Below are 23,668 nucleotides of genomic sequence, written 5' to 3' on the forward strand. Positions count from 1 at the left end.
AAAAGTATGATTATCGGTAAACGTTGACGGTTAGTTAAAAAAATTAGTACCCGTATAATAATTGATATCCTCAAATGCACTTACCCGGTTAAACTGTATCGAATTAAGCTGCAGCGTATTTTGTTTATACGAATCGTAGAAGTCCAGGAAGTCCAGGATGCTGATATTCCTCTTCTGGTAATTGATCAATACTTCCTTCATCAGACGCTCAAAATCGCCTGTAAATCCAGGCTCGATCAACTGATACAATTTATGTTGAGCGAACGCTTTTTCCAATGACCTGGCAACATTCTCTTCAACAGCGGCCTGGGTACTTTTCTGCGTAGTCACCGCATTAGCGATCTGCGCCCTGGCAGATTTGATATTGCCCTGATTTCGGTTAAAAAATGGCAGATCGATCGACGCTCCGATACCGACATAATTATTCAGAAAACTTCCGGCCTCGTCATACCCAAGGGATAAGCTAAGATCAGGTACGGCCAATGCTTTTTGATAAGCATAATTCAACTGGTTGATATTCGTGTTGGCCCTTGCTATCTGGAGATCGGTCCGGTTACGATAGGCAGAGTCTACCAGAGTATTGTAAGGATATTGAGCCGGGTCCAGACTGCCCAGTGACCGGACATCGGGTGAAGGCTCGATATACAGGGTAGGTTTGGCCTGTAATACCAGTCTTATCTCGCTTTCCAGGTCACTTACCTGGTTGATCAGATCGCTGTATTCGCTCTGAAAGCTATATAACTGCGCTTTTATTCGGATGACCTCTTTTTCTGAAATATATCCTTTTCCCTGCTGCTGGGCAAAAGCATGGACGATCTGGCCAAGTGCCCTGATCTCTTCGTCATAAAGTTTGGCCGTTTGCCGGAGATAATAGATATGAAAATAATCTGTCCGCAGTGTATATTTCAGGGTGCGCAGCAAATCGAAGAACTGGTATTCTGTCAATTGGGCATTGGCCTGGGCCAACCGTACCTGCTTGTTTCGTTTGCCTGCCAACAGGATCAATTGAGAAAGTCCGGCTGTAGTCTCATCATTTGCGCCCACCGGGAAAAACTTCCTGAGGGTTCCTGAATATAGCGTGTGTCCGATACTGAAATTGGGATTTGGCCAAAGTTTTGCCTGAATGACAAGGGCCTTATTCGCATCTACATTATAACGCTGAGCCAGCAATTGCAAATTGCTGTCCAGGAACATCTTTTCGGCTTCAGGTAAGGAAATACGAATGGTATCCTGGTGAAGCTGCGCCCGGAGCATGGAACTGGTAAAAAAGGAAAGTATGATCAATACGACCAGTTTTTTTTGCATAGGTTATGCGATTGTTTTTAAGAGTGCAAAATTATTGTATTAGAATGTTAATCAGGGGTTAAGCAAGGGTAAATTGATATATGATAGGTCAGGCAATAATAAGCCGGATGGTACAGATTCCGGCGGAGGAGAAATGATCAAACCTGCTATTATATTGCCAAACAAATTGTTAAGATGGGTCCGGTGTATTAAACCGAAAGCCAACGCCATGAATAGTTTCCAGGTTTACCATCGGATCGGCTTTAAAATATTTCCGCAATTTGGTAATGAAGACATCCATGCTTCTTCCCAGGAAATAATCATCCTTTCCCCAGACATTTAAGAGGACCTCTTCTCTTTTAAGGATCCTGTTCGCATGTTCACAAAGGAATTTCAGCAAATCGGCCTCTTTTTGGGTGAGGTTGAAGATTTCCTTATCGATAACAAGTTTAAGATCGGTATATGAGAAATTGAGGTTCCCAATAGTAAAGGTAACGGCCTTGTCGGAGTGCATTTTCTTTGTCCTTCTCAGGAATACTTCCATACGCATCAGCAGTTCCTGCATGGAAAAAGGCTTGGTTATATAATCATCGGCGCCACTTTCGAACCCCTTGATTTTATCTTCCTCCATCGAACGGGCTGTAAGGAAGAGAATAGGGACCAAATCGCTTTGCTGACGGAGTTTTTTTGCCACGGCAAACCCATCCTTATTTGGCATCATTACATCCAGCAAACAAATATCGAATTCGTTTTTATCGAATTTATCGATCGCGGTTTGCCCGTCAGGGCAGAGCACGACATCATATCCAGCATCCATCAGGTTATCTTTTATAACATATCCCAGGGAAAGATCATCTTCTGCCAAAAGCACTTTTATTTTGGATCCTTGCATATGGTTTAATTGAGTGGTATGAATAATCGGAATTCCGTACCGATGCCCGGAAGGCTGTTCACTTTTATTTTCCCATTATGGGCATCGATAATACGTTTGACAAAGTTCAACCCCAGGCCAAAACCCTTTACGTTGTGAATATCGCCTGTTGGAACTCTGTAAAATTTTTTAAATATATTCTTCAGGTACTTTTTCTCGATCCCTACGCCATTGTCTTTTACAGAAATGAAAAAATCGTTTTCTTCATTTCCCGTCTCCACAACGATATGGGGCTGATCGGAATATTTAAGGGAGTTCTCCAATAAGTTGACAAGGGCCAGTTCCAGGTGAGCCTTATCTGCATGAACTATACCTTTGCCTTCCTCCATTTTTAGCTCCACCTTTGCCTTTTTCTGCTCTATCAGCGGTTGAACTTTATTCAGGGCTTGTTCAATCATCAGATGCGCATCGATATCTTCTTTCCGGATAGGCAGGTCCCTCGATTCCAGGGAGGCCGCTTTTAAGAGTCTCTCTACCTGGCTTTGCAAATGCTCTGTTTGATTTTTTATGATGGCTGTATATCGCTCCAGGCGGTCTGGCTGATGGAGTATGGAATGCTGGGCGAGTACGTCCGAAGCGATCTTCATCACGGCAAGCGGAGTCTTGAACTCATGGGTAAAATTGTTGACAAAATCCTTCTGGATCTCCGCCAGGAATTTTTGCCGGTAGAAATAGAACAGACTGACAGTTAACCCGATCAGGGCAAGGAACAGGACCACACTGCTGACAATCCAGAAACCCATCTGTTCCAGTATATATTCATGCCTGTGCGGAAAATACAATAAGATATGATCGAAATCCGTCCTGAATATTGGCAGATCCTGTTGGGCGGTTCTTGCGCCGGGATACCTGGAGGCTGGGGTAGGAAGGAACTGTTCGTAAACGTATTTTTTGGATGCACTGCTGTAAGCTCCTAATTTACAATCGGTAAGGACCCCAAAGTCGGCAAATTCTTCCTGCAGGTAAAAGGACAGGGAATCCCTGGGGGGGATCGTATCGGCCTTGAACAGAAAATAGTTATTGCCCGGATTGTTGATGAGCTCCTGCAAACTGGTGCCGGGGGCATCATTCATTTGCAGGTCTTCAAATAAACCTCTTATACTCTTGACAACATTGATATTAAACTGCCTTTGCTCAAAAGAATAGACTTTGTTCAACCAGAAAAGCTGGACCGTTACGATCAGAGAAGCCAGCAGGGTGGCCGATAAAACGATCCATTTTAAGGTAGAAGAACGCATGGTTGTGCAAAATTGCTATGCTTTATATTCAATAAATATAATAAAATGGTTAAGTGGTTGTTAAGAAAGTTTTTTTTGTTACCGGCACGCATTTGAATAAATTACGAAAGAATTCCTTTTTTTAACGAAAAACTCACCTCAGTATGAAAAAAATTATCATCCTTGCCAGTCTATTACTTTCTTTCGCTGGATTCAGTTTTGCTCAGACCACCCCGCCACCGGCTCCAGCCAAGAAGGCAAAGACCGTTAAAACTGCCGCTGCACCTGCTGCTTCTGCCACTGCTGGTCCGACCAAAAAGGATGGCACAGCAGACATGCGTTATAAAGCAAATAAAGGTGGTGCCAAAACCACTCCGGTCCATGCGAAAAAGGACGGTACTCCCGATAAACGTTTCAAAGAGAATAAGACCCCTAAAAAAAGTTAGTCAATACTACTTCTTTCCCCCCGTCCCGGTTGTTATCGGGACGTTATTTGCCCCCGGCGCTGATTTAAAATGTGCGCCGGGGGCAAATACCTTTTATGCGTCGCGCCCTAACCGAGCTTTGCGAAGGTTACGGACGAGGCCACTACTGTGTAGAGGCCGAAGTTCTGTTACGCCCCTTGGGAAACCCCATCTTCAGAAACCTTCGTTGTTGGAGATTTTATTTCTTTCATTCACTCAGAGTAGAAGAGCTTATTGTTCCTCAGTAAATTTTCGAAATTGATTTTGGACGCTCAGGTATTCTAAAGGACTTAGTCTGGCTGTAAGAACGCAATCTTTGGAGCGGCTAAGAGGGGCAAAAAGAAAAAACCCTGCAGCGATCAGCTACAGGGTTTTTATATTTTAGGGCCGAGATATCAGGTTGATATCCGGATTTTCATGCAGTGTTATCAGGATTTTGCAGGAGCCACCACCTTTGCTTTTTCAGCGCCGGTTCCGGGTTCTCCACTTTTACCAAGTGGTTTGCCTTTGGCAAAATCCACCAGGAACGGAGCGGCTACAAAGATCGATGAATAGGTACCGGTTACTACCCCGATCAACATCGCGAAGGCAAAACCACGGGTCACTTCACCACCCACCAGGAAAAGGATAAGGATAGTGAGGAATACCGTGAGCGAAGTCATGATGGTACGACTCAGGGTTTCGTTGATGGCCTTGTTGATGATCTGTCCATTGCTGGCCCCTTTCAGAATGCGGCTGTCTTCACGGATACGGTCAAATACGATAACCGTGTCATTCATGGAGAAGCCGATAACCGTCAGGATTGCCGCAATAAAATGCTGATCGATTTCCAGCGGGAACGGTACAACCTCATGCAGGAAGGAGAATACGGCCAGGGTTACGAACACGTCATGCAACAGTGCGATGATGGTACCCAGGGAATATCTCCAGTCACGGAACCGGATGAATATATACAGGAAGATGATAATAATGGCAAATATGACCGCCTTAAATGCACCCGCCTTCAGGTCATCGGAAATAGTAGGGAGTACTTTTTTGCTCCCCTGCACAAATTTATTGGATACAAAATCATGAACAGTTGTTCCGACTGGAAGGAATGATTTCAGTCCTTCGTATAATTTATTTAAAACGATGGAATCTGTCGTTTGTCCTTCCTGTTTGATCAGGTAATCTGTCGTGATTTCCAGTTGCTCATTACCTCCATAGGTCTTGATCTCAGGGACGGAACCCCCAAAGGTCAGTTTTAACTGATCCTTCACCTGCTCAGACTGAACCGGCTTGTGGAAGTTGACCACAAAACTGCGCCCACCCTCAAATTCAACGCCTTCTTTGAATCCATGAAAAAAGGATCCAACACCCAGTAACAGAACGACAACGGAAATGCCATAAGCCACTTTACGGTATTCAATAAATTTAAAGGAAGCGTGTTTGAATATCCGGCGGGAGAGGGGAGTGAAATATTTAAAATGGCGGTTCTTGTTGGTGTAATAATCCGTGATCAGCCTGGAAACCAGGATACCGCAGAAAAGAGAAAGCAGGATACCGAGAATCTGTGTGGTCGCAAAACCAAGGACCGGGCCCAATCCGAAGTAAAACAGGATCAGGGCGGTAAGCAGGTTTGTCACATGCGAATCCAATACAGGAGCCAACGATCGTTTGTAACCATCACTAACGGCGAGTTGGTAACTCTTGCCTCGGGTCAGCTCTTCTTTGATACGCTCGAATATAATTACGTTGGTGTCAACCGCCATACCGATGGTCAGTACGAGGGCAGCGATACCCGGAGCCGTCAGTGTGGCATGCAGCGCGCTCAATACCCCAATAGTGAACAGCAGGTTCAGGATCAGTGCGGCATTGGCTACCCAACCGGCCGTGTTATAATAAACCAGCATCAGGCCGAAGATCACTATAAAGGAGATAAGAAAGGCCAGCATTCCGCCGTTAACCGCTTCTTTACCAAGGGTAGGCCCAACCACATCGTAAAATACGATCTTGGCAGGTGCGTCCAGCTTACCGGATTTCAGGATATTGGCCAGATCCTGCGCCTCCTGAATAGTCTGTTGTGAGTTTTTGCCACGACCCATGGTGATCCTGGATTGTCCGCCGGTGATCGGTTCGTTGACAAACGGGGCTGAATAAACGATATCGTCCAGCACGATCGCGATCGGCCGTGATGGATTGGAATTTTTAGTGGTCATGGAAGCCCAGTCTTTCGCTCCCTGCTTCTTCATGCTCATTTCCACGATGACTTCGCTGGTGACGTTATCGAAATCCTGGCTGGCATCTTCGATGGCATCTCCCTCGATTTTTGCTTTTTCGGTGCCGGGAAGGGTTTTGATAGCATAGAGTTCCAGAACAGGAATGGCCTTTCCGTCATCATCCAGTTCCTGTTTGCCCCAGAGGAATTTCAGATCCTGTGGAAAATTATTACGGACAACCGGATTACTCAGATAATCGTTGATCGTACCGGTATCCTTGATCGCAGCCTGGCCGACTGGAGCGGAATAGCGGGGTTGCCCGGTCTTGGGATCCTGCTGCGGTTGAAGGAAACGAATAATTTTAAACAGGGGATTCTGATTACCTGCGAGACTGCTGGTGTCCTTTTTGGCAGAATCCGCTTTATTAAGAGACGTATCGGCTTTTACTCCGTTGAGGTAGTTCTGTAAGGCCTTGTCTGCATTTTGAATGGAATTCACCAGTTCGCCGGTATTATATACCTCCCAGAACTGCAGATTGGCGGTAGATTGCAAATAATTACGGACCCTTTCCGGATCGGTGGCACCTGCCAGCTCCACCGAAATGATGCCCCTGTTCTCATCCAGGCTGATACTGGGCTGAGCCACGCCGAATTTATCAATACGTTTCTGGAGTACTTGGTAGGTCTGTTTCATAGCGGCGCTCGCCATTTCGTGCAGATAGGTCACCACGGCATTATCCGAAGCATCGAACTTGATCTTATTGCGGTTTGCATTCGCGAATAAAGGAGCCAGTTTCCCTGAGGGATTAACTTCTTTGAATGATTGGGCAAAAAGATCTATCAGGTTTCCGGAACTGGTCACCTTTTTTTGATTCGCCGATTCCAGGGATTTCAACAATACAGGATCGCGGGGATTGTTGGACAGCCCCTTGATCAGACCGTCGATGGCTACATCGAGGGTCACGCTGATACCGCCCTGGAGATCCAGACCCAGCAACAATTCACTTTCCTTGGACTTCTGGTAAGTAGTATTCCACCAGGTAATCTTTGTATCCCTTGTGCTATCCAGTAATTTCCTCTTCTTTGTGTTGTAAACCTGGTCCAGGGTATCCTGATAAAGGGCTTGTGCCTCTTTATCGCCGGGATATTTTTTGTTGGCCGCAGGGTAGAGTTTATTTACATACTGTTTGGCTTTAACATCCATTGCCGATTCGTGTTTGTTCACAAACCAGGTAAAGGAAAGTTGATACAATGAAATAATGATCAATAAAGCAGCAAAAATACTTACCAGTGCTCTCATTGGAAGTTTCGTTTGTTTTTTTTAAAGAATCGCAAATATAGGTTTTAGAATTGAATAGTATTAGCTATTTTGAATTATGAGAACAAAGGATTTTGCGGGCCTGCTTCTGATCCCTGGCCTTCTGGCCGGGTGCCGGCCCGCCGGGAAAGCATCGGCCACAGGAAGCTCTTCAGGGAAAACCATTACGGAGCAGAAGTCCGCTGCAGGCACAGTATCACCTGATCCTGTTAATCCCTACGGCACAACTACTGCGCTCAAACCGGGGGCAGATACAGGGAAGCCAGGGATAAAAGGCGGACTTCCGGCTGCCCGGCCGGTCATTTCCCCGACAGCCAAAACCGATCCGTTCCTTGAACAATTGTTGTTCCGTTATCCCCAATATTTTAGTAATATATTGAATAACAAGGACTCATTCCGGGTCCAGATCATTTATACGCGGATAGACCGGGATGCTACCAATACTCCCTTTTTCCGGGATTATTATTATAATACGGACCCCAACTTATATTTTTATCCCGCTTCCACCGTAAAATTGCCTGTGGCTCTCCTTGCCCTTCAAAGACTAAATGAGTTGAGATTGCCCGGATTGGACAGAAATGCCTCCCTGATCACCGGGCAGGCTTACAGCGGCCAGACTCCGGTCTTTAATGACCCTACAACAAAGGATGGCCGTCCCACTGTTGCGCAGTACGTAAAAAAGATCTTTTTAGTGAGCGATAATGATGCTTTTAACCGCCTTTATGAGCTGTTGGGGCAGGAAAACCTCAATGAAAAACTTCATAAAATGGGCTATCCCGATGCTGCTATCCTGCACCGGCTGGAAGTTTCGATGACCGAGGACCAGAACAGGCATACCAATCCTGTCAGTTTCCTCGATTCATCAGGAAAATCCATTTACAGACAACCCATGCAGATCAGCAATCTGTCTTACCCTGAAAGAAAGGATTCCCTGGGTAGGGCCTATTATGACAAAACCGGTATGGTTAACCATGCGATGGATTTTTCAAAAAAGAACAGGATCACGCTGGAAAGCCTCCACCGGATTTTGCGGAGCATCCTTTTTCCCCGGTCAGTGCCCGATTCGCAGGCTTTTCATCTCCGGGAGGAGGATTATTCATTTGTGTATCAATTTCTTTCTGAATATCCGGGAGAATCCGGCTACCCATCTTACGATTCGGCCGGTTTTCCGGATGCTTATGGAAAGTTCCTTTACTGGGGTGCAGAAAAGGGACGGCTGCCAAGGAATATCCGGATCTTCAGCAAGGAAGGGGATGCCTATGGATTCCTGACGGATATCAGCTATTTTGCCGATTTCGACAAACACATTGAATATATGCTGAGCGCTACCATTTATTGTAACAGCGACGGGATATTGAATGATAATCAATACGACTATGAACGAATCGGCCTGCCCTTCCTTAAAAACCTGGGAAGGGTGATCTATGAGAACGAACTCCACCGTTCAAAGGCAAGGATCCCGGATCTTTCCGGATGGAAGATGTACTATCAATGATGGCCCTTTCGGGCATAACCGAGCATATGCGTAACTGAGTTCCGTTCGGACGAGAACGGGACGAAAGTTACGGGCGTAGCCAATACGAACTAGCCCTTAACAGTGTTAGGGCCGAAGTTCTCCCGTAGTCCAATTTTTAGGAACCCCTGTAAAATTTCCGTTTGCAGCTTGCAGCCCAGCGCTTATCTTTGCGCCGCTCAATTTTATAAATACTATGCAATTATCTTCTATTCTTTCCAGGTTCAGCGAACCGGAAACCCTCAAGATGGCTAAGCTCGGCCGCGAATTAAGAGCAAAAGGGATCGATGTTATCGACCTGAGTCTTGGTGAACCCGATTTCGATACACCGCAACATATCAAGGATGCGGCGAAGAAGGCGATCGATGATAACTGGAGCCATTATACCCCCGTTTCGGGATATGTGGATCTCCGCGAAGCGGTTTGTACCAAATTGAAAAGAGATAATAATCTGGATTATAAACCAGAAAATATCGTGGTTTCCACGGGTGCCAAACAAAGCCTGGCCAATATCATCCTGGCTTTGGTGGACGAAGATGAGGAAGTGATCATTCCCACTCCTTATTGGGTGACTTATTCCGAACTGGTTAAGATAGCCCGTGGAAAAGTAGTGGAAATACATGCCCCTCTCGAAAGTGGTTTTAAAATCACACCGGCACAACTGGAAGCTGCCATTACTCCTGCTACCAAAGTATTTCTGTTTTCTTCTCCGTGTAACCCTTCCGGTGCGGTATATAATAAAGCAGAGTTAGGTGCCCTTGCCGAAGTATTCCGTAAACATCCCGGCATTTTCATCATTTCCGATGAGATTTATGAATATATTAATTTTACCGGCAAACATGAAAGCATCGCACAATTCGACGACCTGAAGGACAGGATCATTATCGTCAACGGATTGAGCAAAGGATTTGCCATGACCGGCTGGCGTCTGGGGTATATCGCCGCCCATGCGGAAATTGCCAAGGCATGTGAAAAATTACAGGGACAATTTACGAGCGGGACCAACTCCATTGCCCAGAAATCTGCGGTGATCGCGCTGACAACTGATCTGGAACCATCACTGGGCATGGTCAGGGAATTTACCAACAGAAGAAAAAGAACCCTGGAATTGGTAAAACAGATTCCTGGCTTCAAATGCTTCGAACCCGAAGGCGCCTTTTATATTTTTCCCGATGTTTCGGCCTATTTCGGCAAGTCCAATGGGAGCGAGGTTATTAAGAATGCTGCGGACTTCAGTATGTATCTTCTTAATACGGCCCACGTATCTTCTGTAATGGGAGATGCTTTCGGAGAGCCTGCCTGTGTGCGTTTCTCTTTTGCGAACAGCATGGGGAATATCGAAAAAGCCTGGGAAAGGATAACAGAAGCGCTGGCTAAACTGAAATAGAGAGGGGAGAAATTGACAGACAAAAGATATCAACTAATACCTATAGCGGAAAGGCAGCTGTGATCGATCGCGGCTGCCTTTTTCTATTGAACCGTCAGGCATGGTGGTATATCAAAAAAACGCGCCTTTTCCAAGAAAATACCATAAAAAAGACATTAGCTTATTTGAGTGGGAACCAGCGCTTTTTTTTCGATATACTACCTGCCCTTTTAAGGGTATAAGAGATATTAAGTATCAAGGAAAATCGGTATCGTTTCGAATTGACATTCCACCAGCCAACGAAGTCATAATGTAGCGGAGCTTAACGCCAGTAGCCGTTCGTGAAGGGCCAGTACCTGGGGAAGGACGGCCTGTTGCCCGTCATTATAGATCAGAAAATCGCATAATTTTAATTTCTCTTCCTCATCCATCTGATTTTTCATCCGTTGAAGGACTTCTTCCCGGGTTATTTTATCCCGGTTCATCGTCCGTTCAATCCGTAAGACTGCCGGAGCAGAAACTCCTATAACATAGTCCAGATACCCTCCGGATTTGCTTTCAAAGATGAGGGCAGCTTCCCGGATAGCATAATGGGATTTTAAAGATTGTTCCTTCATCCATTTTTCCCCTTCGCGGATCGTGACCGGATGAACCAATGAATTAAGGAGCTCAAGCTTGTCCCTATGCTGATCGGTAAATACCTGACTGGCGAGCCAGGAACGATTCAACCCTTTGTCATTATAGGCTTCCGGTCCGAAATGACGGATGATCTGCTGTCTCAGATCAGGATCCGTATTCATGACCCGTTTGGCTTCCTGATCGGCATTGGACACGGGAATACCCAAAACAACGAATATTCCGGCAATCGTGCTTTTACCGGAACCGATGCCGCCTGTCAAACCCACTCTGAGCATAGGCCTGTTATTAAATTGACCCTTTATTGATAGGTAAAAGAAAGCCCGGCTTTTACCGGGCTCACTGCTTATTATTTTTTATCTGCCGCTGCCGGTTTATTGATATTCTGCGTCCACTCCATAGAGATAGCGCTTTTCTCAATTTTCAGGTAGCTGCCTGGGCTTGTTTCAATATCCATGGTTCCGTCATCGTTCACCTTATTCACCTTTCCGTGGATGCCGGCGATCGTAACGATCCTGTCTCCCTTCTGCATTTCTTCCTGGAATTTTTTGGCCAGTTTGGCTTTTTTTGCCTGAGGTCGGATCATAAAAAGCCAAAATACCAGGATCATACCACCTATCAGGAACAGCTGGGGAAGTCCGCCGCCGCCTGCTTGTAATAAAACTACTAATGGAGTCATTGTATTATTGTTTGATTGAAATGATTCGTACTATAATAAATTATAATAATTTATTTTTTTTCCACTTCCACCGTAAAAACCAGGGAATGATTCTGGGTTTCTTTCGTATTGGCGAATACGTTGAGGGTCTTATGGTTAACCCCGGTTTTCCCTTCGCTGTTAAAAGTAGCCTTGATCAGCCCTTCCTGGCCCGGTGCTACGGGTTCTTTGGATTGTTCGGCTACAGTACAACCGCAACTGGGTTGTACCCGTTCGATCACCAGGGGTTTATCACCGGTATTCTTAAACCGGAAGGATACTTCCAGCTTCTGGCCTTCACTGATTTTTCCGAAATCTTTAACAGAATCCAGCCATTGAATAGTGGTAAGCTGGGTGGAATCCCTTTGGACGGCCTTATCCCCTATGGATGGTATCGCTCCGCTTTTATCTTTGTTTTTACAGCCGGAAAGAAGAGCGGCCGCTAAAAAACAAGAAAATAGATAACGCATGAAGATTATTTTTTGCAAACCTACAGGAAATGGCGCTTTTTAGGAGGGTTTAAAATTAATTTTATGCATTTTGTCATCATTGAGCAGTTCCTTATGTATGTTATCAAGGATTCCATTGACAAATTGACCGCTTTGAGGGGTACTATATTCTTTGGCTATATCAATATATTCATTAATGGTAACTTTTGGAGGAATGGTCTCAAAAAACAGGAACTCGGCCACTCCCATCTGCATAAGGATCATGTCCAGGGTGGCGATTCTGTCTGCATCCCAATTCTTTAATTTGGGTTTGATCAGGTCCATAACCACTTCTTTCTTCTCCATAACCGTCTGTAAAAGTCCTTTGGCAAAACCCAATTTTTCGGAACTGATAATTTCCTGCAGGGTTAAAGGCTGGGTTTTGGTAAGGCAGGCCATCAATAACTGGCATATTACATCCACGTCATCGTCCCAGTTGGTAAACAACTCTTCGATATGGGATTCGAACAGTTCATTGGGGAGCATCAGGTCGGTGAAAATAAATTCCAGTATATGTTTTTCTGTTCTTTTTTCCCTACCGGCATCGGTAATATATTTTTTATATTCCTCCGTAGTTACCAACTCCTGGTAGAGACGTTTGATCAGATCTTTATTAACAATCAGCTGTGGTTTGTCAGTTGCCAGGGCTTTTTGCCAGGAAGGGTCCTCCAGGATCTTCCAGATGTATTCATTGCCGGCCAGTTTGATATTGACGTTCAGATCCTGCTCATTAGGCAGGTGTTTGGAGGCCCGGACCCTGGAATCCGTTTCGGCATAGCGGGCCACTTCAGTAAGAAAATAAAGAAGGTACACTAACAACTGCCTGGATTGGTCAAAATGCTTTTGCAAGATTCTAACCGGTTCTCCCGGTTTCACATTCTGTTCCTGCGCTTCCAGGGTATACAAGGTTTGCATCACTTTAACCCGGATATTTCTTCTACTGATCATTTAATAAGAGCTTTGTTAGCGGCTGCGAAGATAAGAATTTACCATTTACCCCTTGCACACTCCTTCAAATTTCTCAAAACCCGAAATCTATTGTCATAATATTGTCGTATCTCTTAGTATCCGGTCCGGATATCGGTAAAATAAACAATCAATATAAAGGAAAATGCAGTGAGTACTTCTGCGGATTCTTTATAACACTGATTAAAAAATCATTCAGTCTTTTCGTTTAAAAGCCTTTTCGGCTGTAGTATTCTGTTTTCAAAGGGAAGTCTCGTGTTAGCCGGAATTTTCCTTTAAAAAGCGGTTGAGGTTATCGTATTGCTAATTCTGATCGGTCTTACTTGTTAAGTTCTTCACATTTTTTCTAAGACATACAAAAAGCATATTTCAGGCAACAGCCGTCAAAAATTTTAAAAACAGCTTTTTTATATGAACAAGCATTTAGTTAAAAAGATCCTGATGGTTACCGGGAGCGTCTTTCTGGTTTTTGTGGCTGTTTTGGCAGTGCACATATATATAGTTACCAGGCCAAAAGCGCCCGATCCCAATTTAAGGGCAATGGCCCGTATCGACATCCAGCAGGAAATAGCAGGCGAGGATTCCACAAAAATAATCGACTGGTTATACCGGCAAAAAGGTGTGGATCACGTGCTATGCAATCCTCAGAGTGCTATTGTGGTGTTTACTTTTTTTCCTGTCAAAACCACGGCTGCTAAGGTGTTTGCGGATTTTAAATCAAATCTTGCCTATAAAGCCGTCCGGATTATCCCCAGTGAAAAAGATCTGAAGAGCGGTTGCCCGGTGGCATCGACTTCAGGTACCTATAAAGTCTATAACTTCTTTAAAAACCTTTTTTAATTTTAAAATCGACATAATGAAAACGAAGATTCCAGCAAACGTAAAAAACAAATTCAGATTGGCCGGTTCAAAGGTGTTAGGTGTAGCCCTTATTCTTGGCCTGGTGATCACTGTATCGGTGACGCCATCCTGCAGCAAAAGCAATAATAATACTACCAAAATGACCCTTTATGATTCTCTCGGGGGAACAACGATGGTGGCCGATCCTGCCAATGCCGGAACCATGATCGAAAAAGGACGTTTGGGCATCCGGTCTGTATTGGATAGTACCATTTTCGTTATTGCAGCAGATCCCAACATCAATGGATTTTTTTCGGTGCTGTTGGCCGAAGTGACAGCTACTCCTCCCGTAACTACAGGTTTTTCAGCCTTATCAAAAAATCTGACTGATTTTGTCTGCGTGGCTACAGGAGCCAAGAACTTCACTTATGGAGGAAAAAGCATGGTAGCTGCACACAATCCGGCGACCAATCCGCGTATGAACGGAAAAGCGGCAAATGACGATTTTGATTCTTTTGTAACAGACCTCGTAAAAGGAGCGCAGAAAAATGGTCTTTCCACTCAACTGATCGGCCAGGTCGGCGCTGTTGTAGCAACCCTCAGAACGCAGGTCGTTCAGATGTAGATTTCCCCGCAGATGACTTGTTTTGCGGTTTATGATTTAATTTTTTTGTTTTATAGTGATAAGAGATGAGAAACCCCCGGGGAAAACATTTTCCGGGGGTTTTCTCATTCATAGTCTTAAATATTTGAAAACCATACATTTATAGTGGCTGTGCGGCAATAGCCGCTTTTGTTTGATTATTTCCGCTGATTGTACAGATATCGTACTCAGGGGAAAGCTCCTTCAATTCATCCTGAAATTCAACTCCCTGACAAATACGCCTGTTGGTGGCTGAAATATTGACACGGTTACCTAATCAGGGTGATCGGAGTTTTGCTAAACCTGCAATAATGACCTTGCTTTCGTGTTTGGTATGAATTTCGTATACCTTTGCAAGCCTGCAACCTGCAGGAGTCAGCATCTTTCATAAAAACAAAAATCTATACAATTATGGCTAAGAAGTTAGCGATTTTACCGATTGCGGGCACTAAAAACCGGGTATTCGTAAAACCTGCGCCTGCTGAAACAAAAACCTCAGGTGGTATCATCATCCCCGACACTGCAAAGGAAAAACCTCAGAGAGGAGAAGTCGTTGCAATAAGCGAAATCGATGAAGACGGGAAAAAACCTGTTATAAAAGTAGGAGATGTGGTTCTGTATGGCAAATATGCCGGAACAGAAATCAGCTTTGAAGGCCAGGATTTCCTGAGCATGAGGGAGTCTGACATTATTGCAAAATTATAAAAGCAAGCTTCCTGTATTGGCAGGAACAAGCGGATAAATTATCGTATATAAAATTTTAAATATTTGAAAATATGGCTAAGCAACTATTTTTCGACATCGAAGCCCGCAATAAGATGAAAAGGGGCGTTGATATTCTGTCAAATGCCGTTAAAGTAACATTAGGTCCAAAAGGACGCAATGTTGTATTGGAAAAGAAATTCGGCGCTCCTTCCATTACTAAGGATGGTGTCACCGTAGCTAAAGAAATCGAACTCGAAGATCCCATTGAGAATATGGGTGCCCAGATGGTGAAAGAAGTAGCGTCCAAAACGGCTGATATTGCCGGAGACGGAACGACTACTGCTACCGTACTTGCACAGGCGATCATCAGCGAAGGTTTAAAGAACGTAGCTGCCGGCGCTAACCCAATGGACCTGAAAAGAGGGATCGACAAAGCCGTAGAAAAAGTGGTATCCAATCTGAAAGCTCAATCCCAGACTATCGGTAACGATGGCAGGAAAATCGAGCAGGTCGCTTCCATCTCTGCCAATAATGATAATAACATCGGCAAACTGATTGCCCAGGCTTTTGCCAAAGTGGGTAAAGAAGGTGTGATCACCGTCGAAGAAGCCAAAGGAACCGATACTACCGTTGATGTAGTAGAAGGTATGCAATTCGATCGTGGTTATATTTCTCCTTATTTCGTTACCAACAGCGAAAAAATGGAAGCCGAATTACAGAATCCTTACATCCTGATCTATGATAAAAAGATCTCTGCGATGAAAGATATCCTCCACATTTTGGAGAAAGTAGCACAAAGCGGCCGTCCTTTAATGATCATCGCTGAAGACCTGGAAGGTGAAGCACTGGCTACCTTAGTGGTCAACAAATTACGCGGTACTATTAAAGTGGCTGCTGTTAAGGCTCCCGGCTTTGGCGACAGAAGAAAAGAAATGTTGCAGGATATCGCTATCCTTACAAAGGGTATCGTGATCAGCGAAGAACAAGGATACAAACTGGAAAGCGCTGACCTGAGTTATCTGGGTTCCGCAGCATCGGTGACTATCGACAAGGATAATACAACTGTTGTAGGTGGTAAAGGCAAAAAAGATGATATCGCAGCCCGCGTAAACCAGATCAAAGCACAGATCGAAACGACCACTTCCGATTACGATAAGGAAAAATTACAGGAACGCCTGGCTAAGCTCAGTGGCGGTGTTGCTGTGTTGTATATAGGTGCTGCTACAGAAATCGAAATGAAGGAAAAGAAGGATCGTGTGGACGATGCTTTACACGCCACCCGCGCTGCCGTTGAAGAAGGCATCGTTCCCGGCGGTGGAGTAGCTTATATCCGCGCTATCGAATCTTTGGAAAAGCTGAAAGGCGCCAACGAAGATGAAACAACCGGTATTGCCATTGTAAAACGCGCTATCGAAGAACCTCTTCGCCAGATCGTTATCAACAGCGGGATCGAGGGAAGCATCGTCGTTCAGAAGGTAAAAGAAGGAAAAGGCGATTATGGTTTTAATGCCCGTACCGAAGTATACGAAAACCTGTTGAAAGCGGGTGTTATCGATCCTACTAAGGTTACCCGCATTGCCCTTGAAAATGCCGCTTCTATCGCAGGAATGTTGCTGACCACCGAATGTGTGATCGCTGACAAGCCTAAGAAAGAAGAAGCGCATGGCCATCCTGGCGGCGCACCTGGAATGGGTGGAATGGATTACTAATCCCCAACCCCCTAAAGGAGGAGTTAGGTAAATTACCTAATGTACGGGAAGGATTAATATATATTGAAGCGGCCCGAAATCTATCGGGCCGCTTTCTTGCGTATATACCTATAGAGATACATAAAGAACCCTTTTTACCCCTTTTCACCCCTTATTGCCCTTAAAACTATTCAAGGTTAAGACGATGTTGTTCAAGGTTAAGACTATAGGACTGATTGCAGGCGTATGTATTACGTTAGGCTTGATACCGGAGACCGCTTGTATAAAAAATAATAGCAGCCTTTCTCCGGCCAGGATTCCGAAAGATACTGCCTTGTTACCCAACCCTCTTGATACAGCTTCGAGGACCTATCTTGCATTAGGTGACTCCTATACGATCGGTCAATCTGTTTCGGTTGACGACCGGTATCCGGCCCAGGTAGCGGCCTTGCTGAAAGCCGATCATTTCAACTGTAAAGACCCGGAGATCATTGCCAGGACAGGGTGGACAACAGGGGATCTGTTATATGCCCTTTCCATTAAATCAGCTGCTCCCCCCTATGATTATGTTTCGCTGCTGATCGGTGTGAATAATCAATACCAGGGGCTCAGTCAGGCAGATTATAAAATTCAGTTCATCAGCCTGGTGCAGCAGTCTATTCAATTGGCAGGGAATAAGCCTTCCCATGTAATCATCCTTTCCATTCCTGATTATTCCGTTACTCCTTTTGCCCATGGGGCAGACCGGGAACAAATTTCTTCGGGGATCAATACGTTCAATGATATCAATTACGAGGTTGCCAGGGATTACCAGGTACAATATGTAAATGTTACGGATGAAAGCCGCAAGGCAGCTTTCGATCCTTCCCTGATCGCATCGGACGGCTTGCATTTTTCCGGCAAGGAATACGCTATTTGGGCGGCCCTGCTGGAACCTGTCATGAAGAAAATTAGTTTTTGAAGGGCGAAGGGCCGGATGCTTGCCAGTTTTTCCTAAAATTTAAATCCGACCGTCAGCATGACTGTTCCTCCGGACTCTTTGAGTGAGGCATATTCATTTTTTGTATCCGCGAGGATGTACGGGAAATTTACATCTCTGTTAAAGGCTTGTATATACGTAAGATCGATGAACATGCCTTTGTTGCGATAACCGAGTCCACCGCTGAGAAACAACCGGTCTGCTTTTAATACGCTGCCCTCATACGGATTACTATAATAAGCAACCCCTGCCCGGGCCATAAAGGTGCTTAATTTTAGCTCTCCACCGAAGCGGGCTCCCAGGGTTCCTTTATAAGAGTTTTTTATAGCCTGGTTAACCGCGTCATAATAGCTGTTATCGCTGCCGTCGCCATTATCTGCTGTACGGAACCGGGGGCTGCCTGTTGTGATATATTCGATATCTGCGGTGACAAACCCTTTCTGTTGTTTTACATTTGCCGAACCTCCACCGAATACATATGAGGTGCTGAAGAGAAACTTCCAGGGTGTATATAAATTGTAATTCACCGAATTGACAGGATTGATATTGGATAACATATCCAACGTATCTGAAGAAATAGAAACCTGTTTGTAACTGGTAAGGTTTTCGGTCCTGGTTACCATCGAAGAGTGGATCTTGTCAGTGATCCCAAACATACTGGGTGTATGAACGGCCAAACCGAATCTCCAGGAATTATTCGGACGGTATAACACTCCTAATTTGGCATTTAAACCCCATCCTTTAGACGAGTAGGTCTCCTTATAGGTATAAGAGTCGAAATCATTATTTGTGTTACCACTGGCATCGGATTCAAAATAGGTCTGGGTACGGGTATAGCTTAGAATAGGGATACCGAGCGTTCCTCCGAAGTACCATTTGTCCCTTGCTGTTGTAGCCACCGAAAGGGCGATCTCTGTAATACCGCCACTGGTCCGGAGATTATTTTCCTGGTTCAACAGGAAGGAGCTTCCTTTCGACGGCTGCCCGACGACAAACATTTCCCCTCCGGCCGTCAAGGTGTCGACCAGGGATGTATACAGGGCCATCCGGGTACCGTAAGTAAGACCCGGGTTGGCAATATTCTGGTCGACCTGTCTGACGTCAAGCCCCGATGCCGCATATTCCTGTGCGTATTGCTCAGAACCTGAACTTTGGCTATTTTGACCTTTGTAATAGATATTGCTGTTGAAATTGGCCATCCGGTTGACAGCAATGGCAAAAACATTGTGCCCTCCGTTACCACCCTGATAGCTGTATACGAGGCCGGTGGTTCCCATATTATAATTGGTCACCGAATTGCCGGAGGTTTTTGTACCCAGGTAGGTACTTTTATCCATCAGGAAGCGAAATCCGGGACTTATTACGAATTCATTGGTTTTATAAATGCCTAACCCTGCCGGATTGACGAATCCTGATGAAATCTCTCCTCCGAGAGACCCCATTGCACCTCCAATTGCTTGTTCACGGGCTGTTCCACTCGGGGTTGTCCAGGACGCCCGCAAGGCATCTTCCGGTAATTGGGCGGCCAGTTGTTGACAAGCAACCAGACTTACTAACAACAGGCTTACTAACAAAAGGAGTTTTTGCATAATAGGTCAGGAACTGAGCATTTAATGAACAGAGATGGGTGTTATAAAAAAAGGAGGAAAGATTCAGCAAATGCTCAAAATCAGTCCTCCTGTATTATGTAAGATCGATCCTCTTATTAAAAGAAAAATTATTCATCCATTCCCTCCCTTTAGGGGATAGGGGATGCATTTAATGTCTGCCTGGCCGGCTAACACCGCCGCCTCCACCACCGCCACCGCTTGAAGGAGTATAACTTCTGGTAGGCTGACTGGATTGACTGGAAGGCTGATAATAAGTGGAACGGGTCGCTGGCTGATTTCCGCTCCCATTGTTGGATGGCCGGTAGCCATTTCCATTCACGGTCCTGTACTGGTTGCCATTTCCAGATCTGCCTCCTTGTTGATAAGAGGATGTATTGCTCCCTGTTGCCGGACGGTAATACCGGTTATTGGCAGTTCTTACCCCGTTGCCTCCGGCAAAACCATTGGTATAGTTGCTGCCGTTAATGCTACGTAAATGTGTGGCGACACTGGTGCCGGGATTCTTTGGATTTACAACAACATATCCGCCGCCATAATAAGGATTATAGAAGTAAGGATTATAACAACTATTCCACATGTAATAATTATTCCAGCCTAAATAAGGGTTTCCGAAGGTAAAGCTGAGAGCCGACATACCGAATCCCATTCCATAACCAATCCCATACCCGAATCCGCCGCCATAACCACCTCCGTAACCTAAGCCTACAGGGGCATAATATGAATCATAGGCGTTATAGTCATCAAAATACGACCAACGTGATTGATTCTGTACTTTAAGACGGACGTATTGATCGCTTGGTGCTGTACTGTAATATTCATCCTGCTCCTGGCCGGAGGAAGTACCGGTAGTTTTGGAGGCGCCGGGTGAATAATAAACATCATCAGGCGTTTGCGAGGCCTTTTGGGTGGAGGAGCAACTGTTGAAGATGATCATCGCGCCAGCCAGAAAGGTATATATGTGTTTCATGGCGAAGGGTTTTAAAGTGTTATTTTTCAAATGGAAGTCGCTAAATTTGCGCGTCTTCTGTTAAGGTAAAGTTACAACAAATAATCAGCCTTATTAGGAAATCATTAACCATTTATTGTTAAAAACGAATTAATTATATTAACCAAAAGGCCCTCCAAAAACATAATCACCAGACCAATTTACCCTCTATGAGCAAAGAAATTACAAGCCGGAATGAAGACTATTCTCAATGGTATAACGACCTGGTCGTCAAGGGCAGTCTGGCCGATCATTCGGCCGTAAAAGGCTGTATGGTGATCAAGCCCTATGGGTTTGGCCTTTGGGAAAAGATGCGGGACCAGCTGGACCGGATGTTCAAGGATACCGGTCATGTGAATGCCTATTTCCCATTATTGATACCCAAAAGTTTTCTTAGCAAGGAAGCCGCCCATGTGGAAGGATTTGCCAAGGAATGTGCCGTTGTTACCCATTACCGGCTAATGAACGACCCCAATGGGGGAGGGGTGGTCGTTGATCCTTCGGCAAAACTGGAAGAAGAGTTAATTATCCGGCCTACCAGCGAGACCATCATCTGGAGTACCTATAAGGGCTGGATACGGTCATACCGGGATCTGCCACTGCTGATCAACCAATGGGCGAATGTAGTTCGTTGGGAGATGCGTACCCGTCTGTTCCTGCGTACCGCCGAATTCCTCTGGCAGGAGGGCCATACCGCTCATGCCACAGCCGCCGAAGCGATCGCGGAAACCAGGCAGATGCTGGATGTCTATGCCACCTTTGCCGAAGAATATATGGCCTTGCCGGTGATCAAAGGAGTAAAAACGGAAAGCGAACGTTTTGCCGGAGCGGTGGATACCTACTGTATTGAAGCGTTAATGCAGGACGGAAAGGCGTTGCAAGCCGGAACCTCCCATTTCCTGGGTCAGAATTTTGCCAAAGCCTTCGATGTGAAATTTTCAGATAAAGAAAATAAGCTGGAGTATGTCTGGGCTACCAGCTGGGGGGTAAGCACCCGGCTGATTGGAGCCCTTGTAATGGCCCACAGCGATGATGACGGGTTAATCTTACCTCCGAAGATCGCTCCGCTCCAGGCCGTAATCGTCCCAATTTATAAGGGGGAGGAGAAAAAGGACCTGCTGGACGCCAAAGGAAAAGAATTGGCAGCCCAATTAAAGGCAGCCGGAGTAAGCGTAAAATTTGACGATAACGATAATTCCAGACCAGGTTGGAAATTTGCCGAATATGAAATGAAGGGAGTTCCGGTCCGGATTGCGCTTGGCCTCAGGGATCTTGAAAATAACAGCGTGGAAATTGCCCGCAGGGATACCAGGGAAAAATCCAGTGTTCCTTTGGAAGGGCTGGCCGGTACGGTGGTGCGGCTTCTCGATACCATCCAGCAATCGATGTATGATAAGGCCCTGGCTTACCGGGACCAGCATATTACCCGGGTGGACCATTGGGATGAATTTGAAAAGGGGCTGGATGAAAAAGGTGGGTTTTTTGCGGCCCATTGGGACGGAACCCCGGAGACGGAAACGGCCATCAAGGAAAAGACGAAGGCGACCATCCGCTGTATCCCTCTGGAAAATGCCCCGGAGAGCGGTATTTGTATTCTGACAGGCAAACCCAGCATACAACGGGTTTTGTTCGCCCGGGCCTATTAATGCCTAAGGCTGAAAAGGATTTTCCAAGGCTGAAAAACAGGGTAAACACCAGGCTATTCCATGCGGGGGAATGGCAGGGAAAATAGTTAAGTTGTTGAAATAGCTTTGTTTAATAAAGAAAATAGTTGCAAATCATTATGTGATTGCAACTATTTTTTTTACATTGAATCCATAATCACTAAAACCAATCCATTTTATGGAACAAAACACCGAAATCAGTTTGTTTGAATTACAGGTAGATAACAGTATCTCCGGTTACCTGAAAGAAACAGCCAAGTGGGGTAAATTCTTATCGATACTGGGGTTTATCTTCTGCGGGCTATTTGTAATAATAGCCCTTTTTGCAGGTACTTTTATTGCCAGTACCGTCGGACGCATGGGAGGAGCCTACGGAATGATGGGGGGGATGGGAGCGTTGATCTCAGTTATATATATATTGATAGCTTTATTGTATTTCTTTCCTTGCCTCTACTTGTATAATTTTTCCAAAAAGACGCAAGCGGCTTTGCTCGGTAATGACCAGAATCAGCTAATTCAGGCATTCAGGAACCTCAAATCCCTTTTTCGTTTTTGGGGAATATTGACGGTTATCATTCTTGGTTTTTATGCACTCGTCTTTATCATTGCGATTATTGCGGGAGCATTTACACACAGTACTATTTAAAGGGTAATGGCTGTAGCTGTCACTGCCCGGCCGGTTCCGGAATTTCCGGGCAGTGACACGCTTACCTGGTCGAATAATAATTATAATCTTTCAGCAGGGTTTGCAGGAAGTCAAGGGAATCCTGATCGCTTTCGATATGTAATTTTGATTTTATCCTTTCTCCGATCCGCATAGAAAGATCATAATCCCCTTTTTTTCTAACGGTTTCGATTATGCTCTTCAGCGTATTGATATCTTTATCACTTAAGTTCATTACCTGGGGGAACCGGGGCTGATAGTTATCTTCAAGTTCGGTAAATACAGTATCTTCCCAGGACGTACTGGTACGGGTATTTATGATGATCGTTCCGGCGACGAGGTCGCCTATCCGCTGGGAATAAGGAGTAATAAAGAAGCAGGCGAATCCTCCGAAAATAAAGATGATACACCACCAGGGCAGGGAATTGGAATAAACAGCCGCAGGGATCCAAACCGGAAAATCGGCCATTCGAAAGACCCACCGGATCGCATATTGACTAAAGGATGGGTGTCCTCCGTCAGCTGTGATCACTTTTATACCCATCGCTTTTTTACCAATACTCTGTCCGTTCATCAATATTTCGCAGATAAGGTGATATAAAAGTGAGGGTAGACTAAACAAAACTACCAGCCATCCTTCATTTGTCCATTCAGATCCCAAAAAAATACCCATCACCCTGGATATTATCAGGAAATAAGCAAACAGGACCGCAGCATCGATCAGCCAGGCAAAAAGTCGTTTGTGAAATGGGGTAATGGCAAAATCTACCTCTATGTTAAATCCGGTATCTAATTTTACTAGGGACATATTGG

Annotated in this window: 21 protein-coding genes; 10 read left to right on the plus strand and 11 right to left on the minus strand. The window is 45.1% G+C overall.

Annotated features, from left to right (window positions below):
* Positions 1 to 30: 30 nt before the first annotated feature.
* From ACX0G9_RS05930 to ACX0G9_RS05940, 3 genes are all read right to left on the minus strand, one after another.
* Positions 31 to 1,305, minus strand: coding sequence for a TolC family protein (locus ACX0G9_RS05930; RefSeq protein ID WP_459063945.1), 1,275 nt, complete (start codon positions 1,303 to 1,305; stop codon positions 31 to 33).
* Between the two features lie 169 nt (positions 1,306 to 1,474).
* The gene (locus ACX0G9_RS05935) at positions 1,475 to 2,176 is read right to left on the minus strand and encodes a response regulator transcription factor (RefSeq protein ID WP_459063946.1); all 702 of its coding nucleotides are present in this window, start codon (positions 2,174 to 2,176) and stop codon (positions 1,475 to 1,477) included.
* 5 nt (positions 2,177 to 2,181) lie between these two features.
* Positions 2,182 to 3,453 carry a sensor histidine kinase gene (locus ACX0G9_RS05940; RefSeq protein WP_459063947.1) on the minus strand — a complete coding sequence of 424 codons (1,272 nt, stop codon included), beginning with the start codon at positions 3,451 to 3,453 and terminating at the stop codon, positions 2,182 to 2,184.
* Between the two features lie 143 nt (positions 3,454 to 3,596).
* Here ACX0G9_RS05940 and ACX0G9_RS05945 point away from each other — a divergent pair, with 143 nt between their 5' ends.
* The gene (locus tag ACX0G9_RS05945; RefSeq protein WP_459063948.1) at positions 3,597 to 3,878 is read left to right on the plus strand and encodes a hypothetical protein; all 282 of its coding nucleotides are present in this window, start codon (positions 3,597 to 3,599) and stop codon (positions 3,876 to 3,878) included.
* Positions 3,879 to 4,324: 446 nt separating this feature from the next.
* Here ACX0G9_RS05945 and secDF read toward each other — a convergent pair whose 3' ends face one another.
* Entirely contained in the window at positions 4,325 to 7,393 is a 3,069-nt protein-coding gene (gene secDF, locus ACX0G9_RS05950) for a protein translocase subunit SecDF (RefSeq protein WP_459063949.1), read from the minus strand.
* 76 nt (positions 7,394 to 7,469) lie between these two features.
* Between secDF and ACX0G9_RS05955 the strand changes: the two genes are divergently transcribed.
* The gene (locus ACX0G9_RS05955; protein WP_459063950.1) at positions 7,470 to 8,906 is read left to right on the plus strand and encodes a serine hydrolase; all 1,437 of its coding nucleotides are present in this window, start codon (positions 7,470 to 7,472) and stop codon (positions 8,904 to 8,906) included.
* Between the two features lie 214 nt (positions 8,907 to 9,120).
* The gene (locus ACX0G9_RS05960) at positions 9,121 to 10,311 is read left to right on the plus strand and encodes a pyridoxal phosphate-dependent aminotransferase (protein WP_459063951.1); all 1,191 of its coding nucleotides are present in this window, start codon (positions 9,121 to 9,123) and stop codon (positions 10,309 to 10,311) included.
* Positions 10,312 to 10,595: 284 nt separating this feature from the next.
* On the opposite strand, the gene coaE is transcribed toward ACX0G9_RS05960, so the two are convergent.
* The 4 genes from coaE to nusB form a co-directional block, all read right to left on the minus strand.
* Complete coding sequence (gene coaE, locus ACX0G9_RS05965; RefSeq protein ID WP_459063952.1) at positions 10,596 to 11,204, minus strand: dephospho-CoA kinase; 609 nt, start codon at positions 11,202 to 11,204, stop codon at positions 10,596 to 10,598.
* 71 nt (positions 11,205 to 11,275) lie between these two features.
* Positions 11,276 to 11,605: a preprotein translocase subunit YajC gene (gene yajC / locus ACX0G9_RS05970; protein WP_459063953.1), complete on the minus strand. Its 330-nt coding sequence runs from the start codon at positions 11,603 to 11,605 to the stop codon at positions 11,276 to 11,278.
* 50 nt (positions 11,606 to 11,655) lie between these two features.
* Entirely contained in the window at positions 11,656 to 12,093 is a 438-nt protein-coding gene (locus ACX0G9_RS05975; RefSeq protein WP_459063954.1) for a DUF1573 domain-containing protein, read from the minus strand.
* A gap of 39 nt (positions 12,094 to 12,132) precedes the next feature.
* Positions 12,133 to 13,059: a transcription antitermination factor NusB gene (gene nusB, locus ACX0G9_RS05980; protein ID WP_459063955.1), complete on the minus strand. Its 927-nt coding sequence runs from the start codon at positions 13,057 to 13,059 to the stop codon at positions 12,133 to 12,135.
* 429 nt (positions 13,060 to 13,488) lie between these two features.
* Here nusB and ACX0G9_RS05985 point away from each other — a divergent pair, with 429 nt between their 5' ends.
* The 5 genes from ACX0G9_RS05985 (at position 13,489) to ACX0G9_RS06005 (ending at position 17,914) form a co-directional block, all read left to right on the plus strand.
* On the plus strand, positions 13,489 to 13,917 hold the full coding sequence (locus ACX0G9_RS05985) for a hypothetical protein (protein WP_459063956.1): 429 nt from the start codon (positions 13,489 to 13,491) through the stop codon (positions 13,915 to 13,917).
* A 16-nt stretch (positions 13,918 to 13,933) separates the two neighbouring features.
* Positions 13,934 to 14,542: a globin family protein gene (locus tag ACX0G9_RS05990; RefSeq protein ID WP_459063957.1), complete on the plus strand. Its 609-nt coding sequence runs from the start codon at positions 13,934 to 13,936 to the stop codon at positions 14,540 to 14,542.
* A gap of 429 nt (positions 14,543 to 14,971) precedes the next feature.
* Positions 14,972 to 15,265, plus strand: coding sequence for a co-chaperone GroES (locus tag ACX0G9_RS05995; RefSeq protein WP_459063958.1), 294 nt, complete (start codon positions 14,972 to 14,974; stop codon positions 15,263 to 15,265).
* Between the two features lie 71 nt (positions 15,266 to 15,336).
* Positions 15,337 to 16,974, plus strand: a complete 1,638-nt coding sequence (groL, locus tag ACX0G9_RS06000; protein ID WP_459063959.1) for a chaperonin GroEL — start codon at positions 15,337 to 15,339, stop codon at positions 16,972 to 16,974.
* Between the two features lie 184 nt (positions 16,975 to 17,158).
* Entirely contained in the window at positions 17,159 to 17,914 is a 756-nt protein-coding gene (locus ACX0G9_RS06005; protein ID WP_459063960.1) for an SGNH/GDSL hydrolase family protein, read from the plus strand.
* A 32-nt stretch (positions 17,915 to 17,946) separates the two neighbouring features.
* Here ACX0G9_RS06005 and ACX0G9_RS06010 read toward each other — a convergent pair whose 3' ends face one another.
* On the minus strand, positions 17,947 to 19,521 hold the full coding sequence (locus tag ACX0G9_RS06010) for a hypothetical protein (RefSeq protein ID WP_459063961.1): 1,575 nt from the start codon (positions 19,519 to 19,521) through the stop codon (positions 17,947 to 17,949).
* 169 nt (positions 19,522 to 19,690) lie between these two features.
* Positions 19,691 to 20,509 (minus strand): hypothetical protein, encoded by an 819-nt coding sequence (locus tag ACX0G9_RS06015; RefSeq protein ID WP_459063962.1) that lies wholly within the window; start codon positions 20,507 to 20,509, stop codon positions 19,691 to 19,693.
* A 188-nt stretch (positions 20,510 to 20,697) separates the two neighbouring features.
* Here ACX0G9_RS06015 and proS point away from each other — a divergent pair, with 188 nt between their 5' ends.
* Together proS and ACX0G9_RS06025 are read left to right on the plus strand one after the other, a co-directional pair.
* Positions 20,698 to 22,173, plus strand: coding sequence for a proline--tRNA ligase (proS, locus tag ACX0G9_RS06020; RefSeq protein ID WP_459063963.1), 1,476 nt, complete (start codon positions 20,698 to 20,700; stop codon positions 22,171 to 22,173).
* Positions 22,174 to 22,369: 196 nt separating this feature from the next.
* Positions 22,370 to 22,837: a DUF5362 family protein gene (locus ACX0G9_RS06025; RefSeq protein ID WP_459063964.1), complete on the plus strand. Its 468-nt coding sequence runs from the start codon at positions 22,370 to 22,372 to the stop codon at positions 22,835 to 22,837.
* Positions 22,838 to 22,898: 61 nt separating this feature from the next.
* On the opposite strand, the gene ACX0G9_RS06030 is transcribed toward ACX0G9_RS06025, so the two are convergent.
* On the minus strand, positions 22,899 to 23,663 hold the full coding sequence (locus tag ACX0G9_RS06030; RefSeq protein ID WP_459063965.1) for an RDD family protein: 765 nt from the start codon (positions 23,661 to 23,663) through the stop codon (positions 22,899 to 22,901).
* Between the last annotated feature and the right edge of the window lie 5 nt (positions 23,664 to 23,668).

This window comes from Flavitalea flava (assembly GCF_054461575.1).

Bases quoted from the DNA above. Each gene is read 5' to 3' on its own strand.
- ACX0G9_RS05930 (WP_459063945.1), bottom strand. From the start codon at position 1,305: ATGCAAAAAAAACTGGTCGTATTGATCATACTTTCCTTTTTTACCAGT.
- ACX0G9_RS05935 (WP_459063946.1), bottom strand. From the start codon at position 2,176: ATGCAAGGATCCAAAATAAAAGTGCTTTTGGCAGAAGATGATCTTTCC.
- ACX0G9_RS05940 (WP_459063947.1), bottom strand. From the start codon at position 3,453: ATGCGTTCTTCTACCTTAAAATGGATCGTTTTATCGGCCACCCTGCTG.
- ACX0G9_RS05945 (WP_459063948.1), top strand. From the start codon at position 3,597: ATGAAAAAAATTATCATCCTTGCCAGTCTATTACTTTCTTTCGCTGGA.
- secDF (WP_459063949.1), bottom strand. From the start codon at position 7,393: ATGAGAGCACTGGTAAGTATTTTTGCTGCTTTATTGATCATTATTTCA.
- ACX0G9_RS05955 (WP_459063950.1), top strand. From the start codon at position 7,470: ATGAGAACAAAGGATTTTGCGGGCCTGCTTCTGATCCCTGGCCTTCTG.
- ACX0G9_RS05960 (WP_459063951.1), top strand. From the start codon at position 9,121: ATGCAATTATCTTCTATTCTTTCCAGGTTCAGCGAACCGGAAACCCTC.
- coaE (WP_459063952.1), bottom strand. From the start codon at position 11,204: ATGCTCAGAGTGGGTTTGACAGGCGGCATCGGTTCCGGTAAAAGCACG.
- yajC (WP_459063953.1), bottom strand. From the start codon at position 11,605: ATGACTCCATTAGTAGTTTTATTACAAGCAGGCGGCGGCGGACTTCCC.
- ACX0G9_RS05975 (WP_459063954.1), bottom strand. From the start codon at position 12,093: ATGCGTTATCTATTTTCTTGTTTTTTAGCGGCCGCTCTTCTTTCCGGC.
- nusB (WP_459063955.1), bottom strand. From the start codon at position 13,059: ATGATCAGTAGAAGAAATATCCGGGTTAAAGTGATGCAAACCTTGTAT.
- ACX0G9_RS05985 (WP_459063956.1), top strand. From the start codon at position 13,489: ATGAACAAGCATTTAGTTAAAAAGATCCTGATGGTTACCGGGAGCGTC.
- ACX0G9_RS05990 (WP_459063957.1), top strand. From the start codon at position 13,934: ATGAAAACGAAGATTCCAGCAAACGTAAAAAACAAATTCAGATTGGCC.
- ACX0G9_RS05995 (WP_459063958.1), top strand. From the start codon at position 14,972: ATGGCTAAGAAGTTAGCGATTTTACCGATTGCGGGCACTAAAAACCGG.
- groL (WP_459063959.1), top strand. From the start codon at position 15,337: ATGGCTAAGCAACTATTTTTCGACATCGAAGCCCGCAATAAGATGAAA.
- ACX0G9_RS06005 (WP_459063960.1), top strand. From the start codon at position 17,159: ATGTTGTTCAAGGTTAAGACTATAGGACTGATTGCAGGCGTATGTATT.
- ACX0G9_RS06010 (WP_459063961.1), bottom strand. From the start codon at position 19,521: ATGCAAAAACTCCTTTTGTTAGTAAGCCTGTTGTTAGTAAGTCTGGTT.
- ACX0G9_RS06015 (WP_459063962.1), bottom strand. From the start codon at position 20,509: ATGAAACACATATATACCTTTCTGGCTGGCGCGATGATCATCTTCAAC.
- proS (WP_459063963.1), top strand. From the start codon at position 20,698: ATGAGCAAAGAAATTACAAGCCGGAATGAAGACTATTCTCAATGGTAT.
- ACX0G9_RS06025 (WP_459063964.1), top strand. From the start codon at position 22,370: ATGGAACAAAACACCGAAATCAGTTTGTTTGAATTACAGGTAGATAAC.
- ACX0G9_RS06030 (WP_459063965.1), bottom strand. From the start codon at position 23,663: ATGTCCCTAGTAAAATTAGATACCGGATTTAACATAGAGGTAGATTTT.